Origin of the sequence: Pseudoxanthomonas sp. J31 (assembly GCF_000510725.1) — a bacterium.
Classification (GTDB): domain Bacteria; phylum Pseudomonadota; class Gammaproteobacteria; order Xanthomonadales; family Xanthomonadaceae; genus Pseudoxanthomonas.
In genome coordinates, this window is record NZ_AZNZ01000002.1 from 72,111 (window position 1) to 86,713 (window position 14,603).

Consider the following 14,603-nt stretch of genomic DNA (forward strand, 5'->3'; position numbering starts at 1 on the left):
GTAACCGGTTCCAGCGCGGCGCCCGTGCGCGGCGTCACGTTGCGGTGCAGGCAGCCGGCCGGCGTCGCATCCGGCGAGTGTGAACAGGACCAGACGATACACAGCTGGAACAGGCCATCCACCCTTTGGATAAGGCCCCCCGCGAATGAATGGGGGTTATACTTTTGCGGCTTTCCGGGCCGGCCAAGGGGCCAGGTTCCGGGGTCAGCGGCGCGCCCGCCCATCCTCCAGACGCGACATATCGTGGACAACCTACTCAAGCAGTTTGCGCAGTCTTCGCAGCTCGGCAGCAATGCCGCCTTCATCGAGGACCTGTACGAGCAGTACCTGGTCTCCCCCGACAGCGTGGACCCGAAGTGGAAGGCCTACTTCGACGGGTTCAAGGGACGCGAAGCCGGCGACGTGCCGCACTCGGCGGTCATCGCCCACGTGGCCGAGGCCGCCCGCAACGCCGCCAATGCCGCGCCGGTGGCGCAGGGTGCCGGCGACGAGCGCGAGCGCAACGTCGGCCGCCTGATCACCGCCTACCGTTCCCGCGGCCACCTCGGCGCCAAGCTCGATCCGCTGGGCCTGACCCCGCCGATGAACCCGCCGGACCTGGGCCTGGAGTTCCACAACCTGTCCGAGCGCGACCTGGACGCCGAGTTCAGCACCGGTGGCCTGGCCGGCCAGCCGCGGATGAAGCTGCGCGACCTGCTGGCGCGCCTGAAGGCGACCTACACCGGCTCCATCGGCGCCGAGTTCATGCACATGGCCGAGGTCGAGCAGCGCCAGTGGCTGTACCAGCGCCTGGAGCTGGCCGGCGGCGACTACAACCTCAGCGCCGAGACCCGCAAGCGCGTGCTGGAGCGGCTGACCGCCGCCGAGGGCCTGGAGCGCTACCTGCACACCAAGTACGTCGGCCAGAAGCGCTTCTCGCTGGAAGGCGGCGAATCGCTGATCCCGCTGCTGGACACCGTGGTCCGCCAGGCCGGCGTCGACAAGGTCAAGGACATCGTCATCGGCATGGCCCACCGCGGCCGCCTGAACGTCCTGGTCAACACCCTCGGCAAGAACCCGCGCAAGCTGTTCGACGAGTTCGAGGGCAAGTTCGAGCACGACGCCGTGGCCCACGCCGGCGACGTGAAGTACCACATGGGCTTCTCGGCCGACATCGCCACCCCGGGCGACCCGGTCCACCTGGCCCTGGCCTTCAACCCCTCGCACCTGGAGATCGTCGACCCGGTGGTCGCCGGCTCCGCCCGCTCGCGCCAGGAGCGCCGCGGCGACACCGAGCGCAGCAAGGTCCTGCCGGTCCTGATCCACGGCGACGCCGCGTTCGCCGGCCAGGGCGTGGTGATGGAGCTGTTCCAGATGTCGCAGGCGCGCGGCTTCGCCGTCGGCGGCACCGTGCACATCGTGGTCAACAACCAGGTCGGCTTCACCACCAGCAACAAGGAAGACGCCCGCTCCACGCTGTACTGCACCGACGTGGCCAAGATGGTCGGCGCCCCGGTGTTCCACGTGAACGGCGACGACCCGGAGGCGGTGGTGTTCGTGGCCAAGCTGGCCTACGAGTTCCGCCAGAAGTTCAAGAAGGACGTGGTCATCGACCTGGTCTGCTACCGCCGCCACGGCCACAACGAGGCCGACGAGCCGGCGGCGACCCAGCCGGTGATGTACCAGACCATCCGCAAGCACCCGACCACCCGCGAGCTGTACGCCAGCAAGCTGGAGAAGGAAGGCGTGATCGCCCCCGACGAGGGCAAGGTGCTGGTCGACGGCTACCGCAACAAGCTCGACGCCGGCGAGGTCACCACCGAGCTGGCGCCCTCCAAGCCCGAGGACTACGAGCTGACCATCGACTGGTCCAAGTACCTGTCGGGCAAGGTTTCCGATCCGGTCGATACCCGGGTCAAGAAGGGCACGCTGCAGCAGCTGGCCAAGCTGATCAACACCATCCCGCAGGGCGTGGTGCTGCACCCGCGCGTGGCCAAGATCTACGACGACCGCCTCAAGATGAGCGCCGGCGAGCTGCCGGGCGACTGGGGCTTCGCCGAGAACCTGGCTTACGCCACCCTGCTGGCCGAGGGCCATGGCCTGCGCCTGGTCGGCCAGGACGCCGGCCGCGGCACCTTCTTCCACCGCCACGCGATCCTGCACGACCAGAAGACCGACGCGTACTACATGCCGCTGCGGCAGCTGGTCGAAAGCCCCGAGCGCTGCACCGTGATCGACTCGCTGCTGAGCGAGGAGGCGGTGATGGCGTTCGAGTACGGTTTCTCCACCACCGACCCGAACACCCTGGACATCTGGGAAGCCCAGTTCGGCGACTTCGCCAACGGCGCCCAGGTGGTGATCGACCAGTTCATCGCCGCCGGCGAGGCCAAGTGGGGCCGCATCTCCGGCCTGACCCTGCTGCTGCCGCACGGCTACGAAGGCCAGGGCCCGGAGCACAGCTCCGCGCGCCTGGAGCGCTTCCTGCAGCTGTGCGCGCTGGAGAACATGCTGGTCTGCGTGCCCACCACCCCGGCCCAGTGCTTCCACATGCTGCGCCGGCAGATGAAGATGAGCACCCGCAAGCCGCTGGTGGTCATGTCGCCGAAGTCGCTGCTGCGCCACAAGCTGGCCGTGTCCACCCTGGACGAGCTGGCCAACGGCGAGTTCCAGCACCTGATCCCGGACGCCTCCGCCGACCCCAAGAAGGTCAAGCGCGTGGTGCTGTGCTCGGGCAAGGTCTACTACGACCTGCTGGAGGACGCACAGAAGCGCGGCCAGGACGACGTGGCCATCATCCGCGTCGAGCAGCTGTACCCGTTCCCGCGCGCCCTGCTGTCGGCCGAACTGCAGAAGTACGGCAAGGCCGCCGACGTCATCTGGTGCCAGGAAGAACCGCAGAACCAGGGCGCCTGGTACCAGATCAAGCACCACCTGCAGGCCTGCCTGGCCAAGGGCCAGGCGCTCAGCTACGCCGGCCGCAGCCGCTCGCCCTCGCCCGCCGTCGGCCATTTCGCCGACCACGTGGCCGAGCAGCAGCAGCTGGTCGCCGACGCGCTGGTCAACCCGCCCGGCAGCCAGATCGTCGCCGAATAATCGGCGGCACCACAAAACACCGCCTTTCCGCCCTACCGACATACGCCCCAAGGACGCCCCATGGCCACCGAAGTCAAAGTTCCGGTCCTCCCCGAATCCGTCTCCGACGCCACCATCGCCAGCTGGCACAAGAAGGCCGGTGACTCGGTCAAGCGCGACGAGAACCTCGTGGACCTGGAGACCGACAAGGTCGTGCTCGAGGTCCCCTCGCCGGTCGACGGCGTGCTGAAGGAGATCAAGTTCTCCGAGGGCGACACGGTGACCAGCCAGCAGGTGCTGGCGATCATCGAGGAAGGCGCGGTGGCCGCCGCGGCCCCGGCGGAAGAGAAGAAGGCGGAAGAGCCCAAGGCCGAGGCCCCGAAGGCCGAAGCCCCGGCCAAGGCGGCGGCCCCGGCCCCGGCCGCCAAGGCCGCCGGCGGCGAACTGCCCCCGGGCGCCCGCGCCACCGCCATCCGCGAGGGCGTGGACCCGTCGCAGGTCGAGGGCACCGGTCGCCGCGGCGCGGTGACCAAGGAGGACATCCTCAACTACGCCCGCACCGGCGGCGCCGGCAAGGCCGGCGGCGCGCGCCCCGAGGAGCGCGTGCCGATGACCCGCATCCGCAAGCGCATCGCCGAGCGCCTGATGCAGTCCAAGGACTCCATCGCCATGCTGACCTCGTTCAACGAGGTCAACCTGGCCAAGGTCTCGGCCGCGCGCAAGGAACTGCAGGAGGACTTCCAGAAGACCCACGGCATCAAGCTGGGCTTCATGAGCTTCTTCGTGAAGGCCGCCGCCAACGCCCTGCAGCGCTTCCCGATCATCAACGCCTCGGTCGACGGCGACGACATCATCTACCACGGCTACTCGGACATCTCGATCGCCGTGTCCACCGACAAGGGCCTGGTCACCCCGGTGCTGCGCAACGTCGAGCGCATGTCCTTCGCCGACATCGAGAAGGGCATCGCCGAGTACGCCAAGAAGGCGCGCGACGGCAAGCTGGGCCTGGAGGACCTCCAGGGCGGCACCTTCACCATCACCAACGGCGGCACCTTCGGCTCGCTGATGTCGACCCCGATCGTCAACCCGCCGCAGAGCGCCATCCTGGGCATGCACGCCATCAAGGAGCGCCCGATCGCCGAGAACGGCCAGGTCGTGATCGCGCCGATGATGTACATCGCCCTGTCCTACGACCACCGCATCATCGACGGCAAGGACGCGGTGCAGTTCCTGGTGGACATCAAGAACCAGCTCGAGAATCCGAACCGCATCCTGTTCGGTCTGTAAGAGCCGAGAGTCGGGATTCGGGATTCGGGACCGGCGGCGCCGCTGCGCGCCGCTTCCCGCTTTTCGAATCACTAATCACCAATCCCGAATCACAGAGCGAATCAAATGAGCGAACAGTTCGACGTCGTCGTCATCGGTGCCGGCCCCGCCGGCTACCACGCCGCGATCCGCGCCGCGCAGCTGGGCCTGAAGACCGCCTGCATCGACGCCGCGCTGGGCAAGGACGGCAAGCCGGCCCTGGGCGGCACCTGCCTGCGCGTGGGTTGCGTCCCGTCCAAGGCGCTGCTGGACTCGACCCACCAGTACGAGAACATGCTGCACAAGTTCGACCAGCACGGCATCAGCTTCAAGGACGCCGCGATCGACGTGCCGAAGATGATCGCCCGCAAGGACGGCATCGTTAAGCAGTTCACCGGCGGCATCGCCATGCTGTTCAAGGCCAACAAGGTCGCCCCGTACTACGGCTTCGCCCAGCTGCAGCCGGGCAACGTGGTCAAGGTCAAGCAGCACGACGGTTCCGAGGTCGAACTCAAGGGCAGCAACGTGATCCTGGCCGCCGGCTCGGATTCGATCGAGCTGCCGTTCGCGAAGTTCGACGGCGAGAACATCGTCGACAACGTCGGCGCGCTGGACTTCACCGAGGTCCCGAAGCGGCTGGCCGTGATCGGCGCCGGCGTCATCGGCCTGGAACTGGGCAGCGTGTGGAAGCGCCTGGGCGCCGAGGTCACCATCCTCGAGGCGATGCCGGAGTTCCTGCCGGCCGCCGACGCCGAGGTCTCCAAGCTGGCCGCGCGCGAGTTCAAGAAGCAGGGCCTGGACATCAAGCTGGGCGCCAAGGTCTCCAAGGCCGAGGTCACCGGCAAGGGCAAGAAGAAGGAAGTCGCCATCACCTTCGCCGACGACAAGGGCGAGCAGACCCTGGTGGTCGACAAGCTGCTGGTGGCCGTGGGCCGCCGTGCCGCCACCCGCGGCCTGCTGGCCGAGGGCACCGGCGTGCAGGTCAACGAGCGCGGCCAGATCGTGGTGGACGAGCACTGCCACACCGGCGTGGACGGCGTCTGGGCGGTCGGTGACTGCGTGCGCGGCCCGATGCTGGCGCACAAGGGCTTCGAGGAAGGCATCGCCGTGGCCGAGCTGATCGCCGGCCTGCCGGGCCACGTCAACTTCGACACCATCCCCTACGTGATCTACACCTCGCCGGAGATCGCCTGGGTCGGCAAGACCGAGCAGCAGCTCAAGGCCGAGGGCGTGCCCTACAAGGCCGGCAGCTTCCCGTTCGCCGCCGTCGGCCGCGCCGTGGCCATGGCCGAGGCCACGGGCTTCGTGAAGGTCCTGGCCCACGCCGAGACCGACCGCGTGCTGGGCCTGCACATCATCGGCCCGAACGCCTCCGAGCTGGTGCACGAGGGCGTGCTGACCATGGAGTTCAGCGGCTCGGCCGAGGACCTGGCGCGCATCTGCCACGCCCACCCAACCCTGTCGGAGGCGATCCACGATGCCGCCATGGCGGTGGACAAGCGCGCCATCCACAAGGCGAACTGAGCTCGCCTCGTGGAGGCAGGCATCCGCGCGGCGGATGCCTGCATGCGTACTGCCATCCCGCCGTTCCGCGCCGTTGGCGCGGGCCGCCCCCAACCTGGGGCTACGGCACGACGCCGGGCTGCCTCGGGCAGCCACGGCGCCAGCCAGGCTCTCCCGAGCCATGGCACGAAGCCGGGCCAATGCCCGGCTTCGCGTTTTTCCGGTTCCGGCCAAACCAGGAGCTGAGCGATGGAAAACAAGGGACTTCCACCCCGCGCCACCGCCGCCCTGTACGGCGCCGCCGGCGTGCTCTTCATCCTCGGCGCCGTCCATGGGGGACGCCCCGGCTTCAGCGCCGTCGGCGTGGCCTTCCTCGCCCTGGCCGTCCTGGTCTGGCTGCGCCGCGACCGCGGCAACGGCTGAACAGCGCCCCATGCGCCCCGGCATTCCCCCATCCCTCCCCCAACGGAACTGATCCATGCGTTCTATCTGCGTCTATTGCGGCTCCAATGCCGGTTCCAAGCCCGCCTACGCCGAGCGCGCCATCGCCCTGGGCGAGCGCATCGCCCGCGACGGCCTGCGCCTGGTCTACGGCGGCGGCAACGTCGGCCTGATGGGCACCGTCGCCAACGCGGTGCTGGCCGCCGGCGGCGAGGTCACCGGCGTGATCCCCCGGCAGCTGGCCGACTGGGAAGTGGCCCACCGCGGCCTGACCGAGCTGGAGATCGTCGGCTCCATGCACGAGCGCAAGATGCGCATGTTCGAGCTCTCCGACGCCTTCGTCGCCCTGCCCGGCGGCTTCGGCACCATGGAGGAGATCTTCGAGATGCTGACCTGGCGCCAGCTGGGCATCGGCAACAAGCCCTGCGCCTTCCTCGACATCGAGGGCTTCTACGCCCCGCTGATCGGCATGATCGACCGCATGGTCCAGGAGCGCTTCCTGCACCCGGACCAGCGCGCCGACCTGTGGTACGGCAGCGACATCGACCAGATGCTGGCGTGGATGCGGGATTACCAGCCGGCGCAGGCGAGCAAGTGGATCGACGAGAAGCGCCGCAGCGTGATGAAGTAAACCGCCGTGATGGCGGCCAGGCCGCTGGCGCGTGGCGACGCGCCACACGTCGCCAGCGCCTTGGCGCTTTCCCGGCGCGGATCGACGGGAAGCGCCGCAGCGTCATGAAGTAAACCGTCGCGCCTCGCCGCGCACGCTGCCTGCAGTGCATGGATGGGCCTGTGCTCCCATGCCACGCCCCGGCCACGGCGCCGCTTTGCTTTCACGCGTCCGCTCGCGAAAATCCGGGGACTGGTCCCGGCGGCACCGGGACGACGGAGGACCAACCATGTCGCTTGCCGCTCCCTTCCCCGCGTTCCGCATCCACAACGACGAGGCCGGCTACCGCAGCGGCATCGAGCAGGTCACGCTCGACGACCTGTCCCCGGGCGAGGTCGTGGTCAAGGCCGCCTGGTCCTCGGTCAACTACAAGGACGCGCTGGCCGGCACCGGCAAGGGCAAGATCCTGCGCCGCTTCCCGCTGGTGGGCGGGATCGACGTGGCCGGCCACGTGGTTGCCTCCACCGATCCGAAGTTCCGCGAGGGCGACGAGGTGCTGGTCACCGGCTGCGGCCTCAGTGAGACCCGCGATGGCGGCTACTCGGCCTACGTGCGGCTGCCGGCCGAATGGGTGGTCGCCCTGCCCCGCGGCCTGGACCTGCGCCAGAGCATGGTCCTGGGCACGGCCGGCTTCACCGCGGCCCTGGCCTTGTACCGCATGCGCGAGAACCGCCAGCGCCCGGAGCTGGGCCCGCTGGCGGTGACCGGCGCCACCGGCGGCGTCGGTTCGATGGCGGTGGCGATCTTCAGCAAGGCCGGCTACGAGGTGCACGCGGTCAGCGGCAAGGCCGACCAGGCCGGATACCTGAGGTCGCTGGGCGCCAGCCAGGTGCTGGGCCGCGAGGCGCTGGAGGCCAGCCGTCCGCTGGAGTCGGTGCGCTTCGGCGGCGGCCTGGACAACGTCGGCGGGCCGATGCTGGTCAGCCTGCTGGCGCAGACCGCGCCCTACGGCAACGTTGCCGCCGCCGGCCTGGCCGCCAGCCCGGGGCTGGACGCGCTGACGGTGATGCCCTTCATCCTGCGCGGGGTGTCGCTGCTGGGCATCGGTTCGGCAGGCACGGCGCGCGACATCCGCGACGACATCTGGGCGCTGCTGGCGGACGAGTGGAAGCCGGCACGGCTGGACGCCATCGCCACCGCCGAGGTCACCCTGGAGGAGCTGCCGCAGGTGTTCGGACGCATGCTGGCCGGGCAGTCGCTGGGCCGCACGGTGGTGCGGATCGGGTAAGGGCGCGGCGCGGGCGCCCGGTGCGCTACCCGCCGCGCCGGACGGCCTCCGGCGGCCGGCGCCGGGACCCGCCAGGCCCCGGCGCCGCGCCGCGGGCCTACTGCGGCGCATCCTCCAGCGGGTAGACCCGCACGTAGTCCACCTCCAGCCAGATCGGGAAGGCGGCATCGTCCACGCCCTGCACGCCGCCCCAGTTGCCGCCCACGGCCAGGTTCATCACCAGGTGGAAGCGCTGGTCGAACGGCCAGGCGTCCGGGCCGGTGCCCTCGTTGGCGAACTCGAACACCTTCTCGTCGTCGATGTAGCCGTGGATGTAGTCCGGGGTCCAGTCGACCCGGTAGCGGTGGAACCTGGTGTCCACCTCTTCCACCCGCTTCTGCGCCGCCCGCTGCGTGCCCTTGGTGTGGTTGTAGGCCTGGGTGTGCACGGTCTGGTGGACCACGCCGCGGTCGAAGCCGACGTGCTCCATGACGTCGATCTCGCCCGAGCGCGGCCAGTTGCCGTACTTGTTGTCGGTCGGCAGCATCCACAGCGCCGGCCAGCTGCCGCGCGCCACCGGCAAGCGCGCGCGGAACTCGATCCGGCCATAGCGGAAATCGCCCTTGCCGCGCGAGACCAGGCGCGCGGAGGTGTAGCGCAGCTTCCCGGCGCGCTGCTTGCGGGCCACGATCGTGAGCAGGCCGTCGGCGACGAAGGCGTTGGCCAGCTGGTCGGTGTAGTACTGCAGTTCGTTGTTGCCCCAGCCGTGGCCGCCGATGTCGAAGCTCCAGCGCGCCGGGTCCGGCGGGCCTTCACCTTCGAACTCGTCCTGCCACACCGGCGTGCTGCCGAAACGCCACTGCCGGGCGCCGGCGGCGTCCGGTTCCTGCGCGGCCGCCGCGGCGGCTGCAAGCGGGAAAACCAACAGCATGGCGCAGGCGGCTCGCGCCAGGGTCATGCGGATCGTTGCCATTCCTTCCCTCCCCGAAAGGTCCGGCCGCCGGCTGCGGCCGGTCGCCGATTCTAGGCCCGGCCCAGCCCGCACGCGCTACCGCCCGTCCGGCGGCGGCTTCCGACAGGGGCCACCACCGACTACACTCGCCGGCAAAGGGGAAAACAACGGGGATTCCGCATGGCCCGCATCCTGATCGTGGACGATTCGCCCTCCCAGCTCCTGGGCATCCAGCGGATCGTCGAGAAGCTAGGCCACCAGACGCTCACCGCCGAGGACGGCGCTGCCGGGGTGGAAGTGGCCAAGGCCGAACTGCCGGACCTGATCCTGATGGACGTGGTCATGCCCAACCTCAACGGCTTCCAGGCCACCCGCACCCTGTCGCGCGAGGCTTCGACCCGCGACATCCCGGTGGTGCTGGTCACCACCAAGGACCAGGACACCGACCGCATGTGGGGCATGCGCCAGGGCGCGCGCGCCTACCTGACCAAGCCGTTCTCCGAGGCCGAGCTGGCCGAGGTCATCAACCGGCTGCTGGGCCAGGGTGCCGCCGCGCCGGCACAGCCTTCCGACGGCACGGCCTGACCCGCCTGGTCGCCGGCGTTGCCCGCGCCGGCCTGCCGCCGTCGTGCCGCGCAAGCGGAGCAGTGACGTTCACACCCGCGACGACACGCACCCCCCGGGGCGGGACGAGCCGCCGGGAGCCTGCGGCCTCGGCACCGGCGGCGGTGGAAAGCTGGAGGCGCCCCCTTCCGCGGACGGCGGGCATGGATGCGCGGCGCGCCGGGGCCGCGCCCGTTACTCCCCGAACGCGCGGCCCAGGTCGCGGTAGGCCTTGCGCTGGGCCTCGGTGGTCGGCGCCGGCGCCTGCACTTCCAGCTCCACGATCTGGTCGCCCGGCGGGGTGCCCGGCAGGCCGCGGCCGCGCAGGCGCAGCTTGCGCCCGCTGTCCGAATCCGGCGGCACGCGCAGTTCCACCGGGCCGCCCAGGGTCGGCACCGTGACCGTGGTGCCCAGCGCCGCCTGCCACGGCGGCAGCGGCAGGGTGTAGAGGATGTTGCGCCCGTCCACCTCGAACTGCGGGTGGGCCTGGTATTCGATCTCCAGCAGCAGGTTGCCGCCGCCGTTGCCCTGGCCGGCCAGCCGGATCGACTGCCCGGCGCGGATGCCCCTGGGCACCTTCACGTCCAGCTGGCGGCCGTTGAGGGTGATGCGCACGCTGTCGCCGCGGTAGACCGCCTCCAGCGGCACCGCCAGCTTGGCGCGGGTATCGCCGCGCGGCTGCGCGCCACCGGCCGCGCCGGGGCCGCGCGCACCGGCACGCTGGCGCGCGAACAGGCTCTCGAAGAAATCGCTGAAGCCGCCGCCGGGGCGGCCGCCGATGTCGCCGAAGATCTCGTCGAAGTCGAAGCCGGCGCCGTCGAAGCCGCCCGGCGGCGGATGGAACTCCTGGCCGGGGCGGTAGCCGCGCGCGCGCAGCTGGTCGTAGGCCGCGCGCTTCTGCGGGTCGCGCAGCGCCTCGTAGGCCTCGCCCACGGCCTTGAACTTCTCCTCCGCGTCCGGCTCCTTGCTCACGTCCGGGTGGTACTTGCGGGCCAGCCGGCGGTAGGCCGAGCGGATCTCGGCCTCGCCCGCGCCGGGCTCGACCCCGAGGATCGCGTAGTAATCCTTGAACTCCATGCAACTACCCTGCTGGCGCCCCGGCGTCGCCCGGGGCTGGAAACACGACGGCCCGCGGCGCGGACGCCACGGGCCGGAATTCTAAGGCCTGCCGTCGCCGCGCCGCGGCGCGGCGACCGGACGCCGCTCCCGGTTCCGTCCGCCCGCGCGGGCGGACGGCCGGGGCGCGGCCTCAGTTCACCTCGATGCGGCGCGGCGTGGTCTCCGGGCGCTTGGGGATGTCGATGCGCAGCACGCCGTTGCGGCCGGTGGCGGTGATGCCGTCGGGATCGGCGCTGTCCGGCAGCGCGAAGCGGCGGTAGAAGCTGCCCCACGCGCGCTCGCGGCGGGTGTAGCGCTCGTTCCCGTCCTCCTGCTCGCTGGCGCGCTCGCCCTTGAGGGTGAGCATGCCGCGGTCCATCTGCACCTCGATGTCCTTCGGGTCCACGCCGGGGATGTCGGCGAAGATCACGAAGCGGTCGTGTTCTTCCTTGATGTCCACGCGCGGCGCCCACTGGCTAGTCACCACGTCGGACTGGTCGCCGGCCACGTCGCCGAAGAAGCGCTCGAAGACCTGCTTGAACTCCTCCTGCAGGTTGCGCGCCGGCAGGGCGTTGAGGGTGTTGTAGCGAACGATGGTCATGTCGTCACTCTCCTGTCTGCGGGGCCGCCTGGCGGCCATGCCCGCAAGATGGGAGCCGCGGCCGCGGTTTCAACACCCGTGCACGGACGCCCCACCCGCGTGCGGCTAGACTGCGTTCAGCCACCGCATCCGCCCCGCGCGAGGAACCACGATGACCATCCAGATCGGCGACCCCATCCCCGAAGTCGTGCTCAAGCGCATCCGCGAAGGCGTGGAGAACATCGACACGCCTTCCCTGTTCGAGGGCCGCAAGGTGGTGCTGTTCGCGGTGCCGGGGGCGTTCACTCCGACCTGCTCGGAAAAGCACCTGCCCGGCTTCATCAAGCGCTTCGACGACTTCCGCAGCCGCGGCATCGAGGTGGTGTGCATGGCGGTCAACGACCCGTTCGTGATGCAGGCCTGGGGCCGCACCCTGGACGCGCCGGAAGGGCTGCAGCTGGTGTCCGACGGCAACGCCGACCTGACCCGCGCCCTGGGCCTGGAGATGGACGCCAGCGGCTACGGCATGGGCCTGCGCGCACGCCGCTTCGCGCTGTACGCGGAGGACGGCGTGGTCCGGGCGCTGTTCGTGGAGGCGCCGGGCGAGTTCAAGGTGTCCTCGGCCGACTACGTGCTCGAGCACCTGCCCGGCTGAGCGCGGCCGCTACTGCGCCGCGGCGGGCGCGCGCCCGTCCTCCAGCCCCGCGATGCGGAACCGCACCTGCGCCCAGGCGCCGTTGTCGGCCAGGGCCGAAAGCACGTGCGTGCCCGCGCCGGCGCGGGCGAAGTCGTAGGCGAACGGGCGCCCGCCCCCGCTGCGCCCGATCCAGCGTCCGTCCAGCAGCCACTGCACCGGCGCCTCGGTGCCGAGCGCGCGCAGCTGCAGTTCCAGGCGGCCGCCGCCGCCCGGCGCGGGGGCCAGGGTGGCGCGGTCGGCGATGCCTTCCACGTGCAGGCCCGCGACCGCCTCGCGGCCGTCGTCGGCGCAGTCCGGCGCCAGCGGCGGCAGCGCCGAGGCCCGGCGCTGGGCCGCGCTGAGCCAGGGCGAGAGCAGCGCCGGCCAGCGTGCGATCTCGGCCTCGCGGGCCACGTGCGGCAGCCGGCAACTGGCCGACAGGCGCTGGCCGCTGCGTGCGTCGACCAGGAAGCGCTCGCGGCCCGGGCTCCACAGCCGTGCCCCGCGCTCGGGGAAGGTCGGCGGCACCGCTCCGTCCAGGGTCCAGGCGCGCAGCCGGCGCTGGCACAGCGGCCCGGGGGTCTCGGCCGCGGCCAGGCCCAGCGGCCAGCACACCTCCACCGCGGCCACCGTGTCCGGGCGTGGCAGCGGGTCGGCGTCGCCGGGCTGGTGCGGCAAGCCGTCGAGGGTGTCCAGCAGCAACGGCAGCGCGGTCACCGCCCCGTACTGGCCCGGCAGCGGCGTTCCGTCCGGCCGCCCCACCCACACCCCCACGGTATAGCGGCGGGTGCCACCGATCGCCCAGGCGTCGCGGAAGCCGTAGCTGGTGCCGGTCTTCCACGCCACCGGCGGGGTGCGCGAGCCGAACGCGCCGCTGGCATGGCCCGGGCGCGGCGCCGCCTGCAGCACCTCGCGCACGATCCAGGCCGCGCCGGGCGAGAGCAGGCGGCGCTGCAGCAATGGATCCTCCTCGCGGTAGCGCACCTGCCCGGCCACGCCGCCGCGCTGCAGGGCGGCGTAGGCGCCGACCAGGTCCTCCAGCCGCGCCGAGGTGCCGCCGAGGATCAGCGGCAACCCGGGCCGGCTGCCGCGCGGGAAGCGCAGCGGCAGCCCGGCGTGCTCCAGGCGCGCGGCAAAGCGCGCCGGACCGACCCGGTCCAGCAGGTCCACCGCCGGCACGTTGAGCGACAGGCGCAGCGCCGCGGCCGCGCCGACCGGGCCATTGAAGGCCTCGCCGAAGTTGCCCGGGCGGTAGCCGGCGAAGTCCTGCGGCGCGTCCACCAGCAGGCTCTCCGAATGGATCAGGCCATCGTCCAGGGCCATGCCGTACAGGAACGGCTTGAGCGTGGAACCGGGCGAGCGCCAGGCGCGGACCATGTCGACGTGGCCCAGGCGCTCGGCATCGCCCAGCCCGGCCGAGCCGACGTAGGCCAAAGCCTTGAGGCTGGCGTTGTCCACCACCAGCACGGCGGCGGAGGTGCACGGCGGCAGCGCCGCTAGCCAGGCGGCGACGCGCTCCTCCAGGGCACGCTGCAGGTTGGCGTCCACCGTGGTGGCCAGGCGGTGCGCACGCGGATGCTGCTGGCGCAGGCGCTGCGCCAGCAGGGCCGCGTGCTGCGGCACCCGCAGCGAGCGCGCCACCACCGGCTCGATCCTGGCGTCCTCCACCTGCTGCGGGGTCCAGCGCCCCAGCGCCTGCATCCGCTCCAGGACCTTGTCGCGCGCCGCGCGCGCGGCTTCCGGGTGGCGGTCCGGGCGCAGCCGGCTGGGTGCCTGCGGCAACACCGCCAGCAGCGCCGCCTCGGCCGGCGACAGCGCCGCGGCCGGCTTGCCCAGGTAGGCCCAGCTGGCCGCCTCCACGCCCTCGATGGTGCCGCCGAACGGCGCCCGCTCCAGGTAGATTCGCAGGATCTGGTCCTTGGACAGGCGCGCCTCCAGCTGCAGCGCGCGCGCCATCTGCCGCAGCTTGCCCAGGCCGCTACGGGTGTCGTGGCCGTCGAGGATGCGCGCCACCTGCATGCTCAGGGTCGAGCCGCCGGAGACGATGCGGCCGCTGCGCAGCCACTGCCAGGCGGCGCGCGCCAGCGCCACCGGATTGATCCCGGGGTGGTAGCGGAACCAGCGGTCCTCGTAGGTCAGCAGCGCCTCCAGGTACAGCGGCGAGACCGACTCCGGCGTGGCCGGATGGCGCCAGATGCCGTCGCGGTCGGCGAAGGCGCGCAGCGGCGTGCCGTCGGCGGCGGTGACCACGGTGGCGACGCCGGCCGCGCCGGGCAGCGGCGGCGGGAAGAGCAGGTCCAGCAGCAGCAGGGCGACGAGCACGGCGGCCAGGCCCCAGCGCAGGCACGCCAGTACGCGCCCGGTACGGCGCGGTGCTGCTGCGTTTGCGTCGGGCTGCCCCATCGTCCTTCCTGCCCCTCGGCCTGCCATTTGAAGCGATCCGGACGCCGCGCGGAAGCACGCGGGCCATCCGTGCAAAGCAAAGGGGCCGGTTGCCCGGCCCCCTGGGTGTCGCGT

General features: G+C 71.4%; 12 protein-coding genes. 8 read left to right on the forward strand and 4 right to left on the reverse strand.

Annotated features, from left to right (window positions below; translation table 11 throughout):
• The first annotated feature begins 243 nt into the window (after positions 1-243).
• From PSEJ31_RS0103625 to PSEJ31_RS0103650, 6 genes are all read left to right on the forward strand, one after another.
• Positions 244-3,072: a 2-oxoglutarate dehydrogenase E1 component gene (locus PSEJ31_RS0103625; protein ID WP_028914682.1), complete on the forward strand. Its 2,829-nt coding sequence runs from the start codon at positions 244-246 to the stop codon at positions 3,070-3,072.
• Between the two features lie 60 nt (positions 3,073-3,132).
• Entirely contained in the window at positions 3,133-4,338 is a 1,206-nt protein-coding gene (sucB, locus tag PSEJ31_RS0103630; RefSeq protein WP_028914683.1) for a dihydrolipoyllysine-residue succinyltransferase, read from the forward strand.
• A gap of 105 nt (positions 4,339-4,443) precedes the next feature.
• A complete protein-coding gene (gene lpdA, locus PSEJ31_RS0103635; protein WP_019399743.1) occupies positions 4,444-5,880 on the forward strand; it encodes a dihydrolipoyl dehydrogenase in 1,437 nt (478 codons plus the stop codon).
• Between the two features lie 228 nt (positions 5,881-6,108).
• The gene (locus tag PSEJ31_RS0103640; protein WP_019399742.1) at positions 6,109-6,282 is read left to right on the forward strand and encodes a hypothetical protein; all 174 of its coding nucleotides are present in this window, start codon (positions 6,109-6,111) and stop codon (positions 6,280-6,282) included.
• Positions 6,283-6,337: 55 nt separating this feature from the next.
• Positions 6,338-6,931, forward strand: coding sequence for a TIGR00730 family Rossman fold protein (locus PSEJ31_RS0103645; RefSeq protein WP_019399741.1), 594 nt, complete (start codon positions 6,338-6,340; stop codon positions 6,929-6,931).
• A 268-nt stretch (positions 6,932-7,199) separates the two neighbouring features.
• A complete protein-coding gene (locus PSEJ31_RS0103650) occupies positions 7,200-8,198 on the forward strand; it encodes a YhdH/YhfP family quinone oxidoreductase (RefSeq protein WP_019399740.1) in 999 nt (332 codons plus the stop codon).
• 97 nt (positions 8,199-8,295) lie between these two features.
• Here PSEJ31_RS0103650 and PSEJ31_RS0103655 read toward each other — a convergent pair whose 3' ends face one another.
• On the reverse strand, positions 8,296-9,150 hold the full coding sequence (locus PSEJ31_RS0103655) for a glycoside hydrolase family 16 protein (RefSeq protein ID WP_028914684.1): 855 nt from the start codon (positions 9,148-9,150) through the stop codon (positions 8,296-8,298).
• Positions 9,151-9,309: 159 nt separating this feature from the next.
• Between PSEJ31_RS0103655 and pilH the strand changes: the two genes are divergently transcribed.
• Complete coding sequence (gene pilH / locus PSEJ31_RS0103660; RefSeq protein ID WP_028914685.1) at positions 9,310-9,714, forward strand: twitching motility response regulator PilH; 405 nt, start codon at positions 9,310-9,312, stop codon at positions 9,712-9,714.
• Between the two features lie 213 nt (positions 9,715-9,927).
• Here pilH and PSEJ31_RS0103665 read toward each other — a convergent pair whose 3' ends face one another.
• Together PSEJ31_RS0103665 and PSEJ31_RS0103670 are read right to left on the reverse strand one after the other, a co-directional pair.
• Positions 9,928-10,809 (reverse strand): DnaJ C-terminal domain-containing protein, encoded by an 882-nt coding sequence (locus tag PSEJ31_RS0103665; protein WP_019399737.1) that lies wholly within the window; start codon positions 10,807-10,809, stop codon positions 9,928-9,930.
• A 172-nt stretch (positions 10,810-10,981) separates the two neighbouring features.
• A complete protein-coding gene (locus PSEJ31_RS0103670; protein ID WP_019399736.1) occupies positions 10,982-11,431 on the reverse strand; it encodes an Hsp20/alpha crystallin family protein in 450 nt (149 codons plus the stop codon).
• 151 nt (positions 11,432-11,582) lie between these two features.
• Between PSEJ31_RS0103670 and PSEJ31_RS0103675 the strand changes: the two genes are divergently transcribed.
• Positions 11,583-12,065, forward strand: a complete 483-nt coding sequence (locus PSEJ31_RS0103675; protein WP_019399735.1) for a peroxiredoxin — start codon at positions 11,583-11,585, stop codon at positions 12,063-12,065.
• Between the two features lie 9 nt (positions 12,066-12,074).
• Here the strand turns inward: PSEJ31_RS0103675 and pbpC are convergent, their stop codons facing one another.
• Positions 12,075-14,489, reverse strand: a complete 2,415-nt coding sequence (gene pbpC, locus PSEJ31_RS0103680; RefSeq protein ID WP_028914686.1) for a penicillin-binding protein 1C — start codon at positions 14,487-14,489, stop codon at positions 12,075-12,077.
• Positions 14,490-14,603 lie beyond the last annotated feature (114 nt).

Bases quoted from the DNA above. Each gene is read 5' to 3' on its own strand.
- sucB (WP_028914683.1), top strand. From the start codon at position 3,133: ATGGCCACCGAAGTCAAAGTTCCGGTCCTCCCCGAATCCGTCTCCGAC.
- lpdA (WP_019399743.1), top strand. From the start codon at position 4,444: ATGAGCGAACAGTTCGACGTCGTCGTCATCGGTGCCGGCCCCGCCGGC.
- PSEJ31_RS0103640 (WP_019399742.1), top strand. From the start codon at position 6,109: ATGGAAAACAAGGGACTTCCACCCCGCGCCACCGCCGCCCTGTACGGC.
- PSEJ31_RS0103645 (WP_019399741.1), top strand. From the start codon at position 6,338: ATGCGTTCTATCTGCGTCTATTGCGGCTCCAATGCCGGTTCCAAGCCC.
- PSEJ31_RS0103650 (WP_019399740.1), top strand. From the start codon at position 7,200: ATGTCGCTTGCCGCTCCCTTCCCCGCGTTCCGCATCCACAACGACGAG.
- PSEJ31_RS0103655 (WP_028914684.1), bottom strand. From the start codon at position 9,150: ATGGCAACGATCCGCATGACCCTGGCGCGAGCCGCCTGCGCCATGCTG.
- pilH (WP_028914685.1), top strand. From the start codon at position 9,310: ATGGCCCGCATCCTGATCGTGGACGATTCGCCCTCCCAGCTCCTGGGC.
- PSEJ31_RS0103665 (WP_019399737.1), bottom strand. From the start codon at position 10,809: ATGGAGTTCAAGGATTACTACGCGATCCTCGGGGTCGAGCCCGGCGCG.
- PSEJ31_RS0103670 (WP_019399736.1), bottom strand. From the start codon at position 11,431: ATGACCATCGTTCGCTACAACACCCTCAACGCCCTGCCGGCGCGCAAC.
- PSEJ31_RS0103675 (WP_019399735.1), top strand. From the start codon at position 11,583: ATGACCATCCAGATCGGCGACCCCATCCCCGAAGTCGTGCTCAAGCGC.
- pbpC (WP_028914686.1), bottom strand. From the start codon at position 14,489: ATGGGGCAGCCCGACGCAAACGCAGCAGCACCGCGCCGTACCGGGCGC.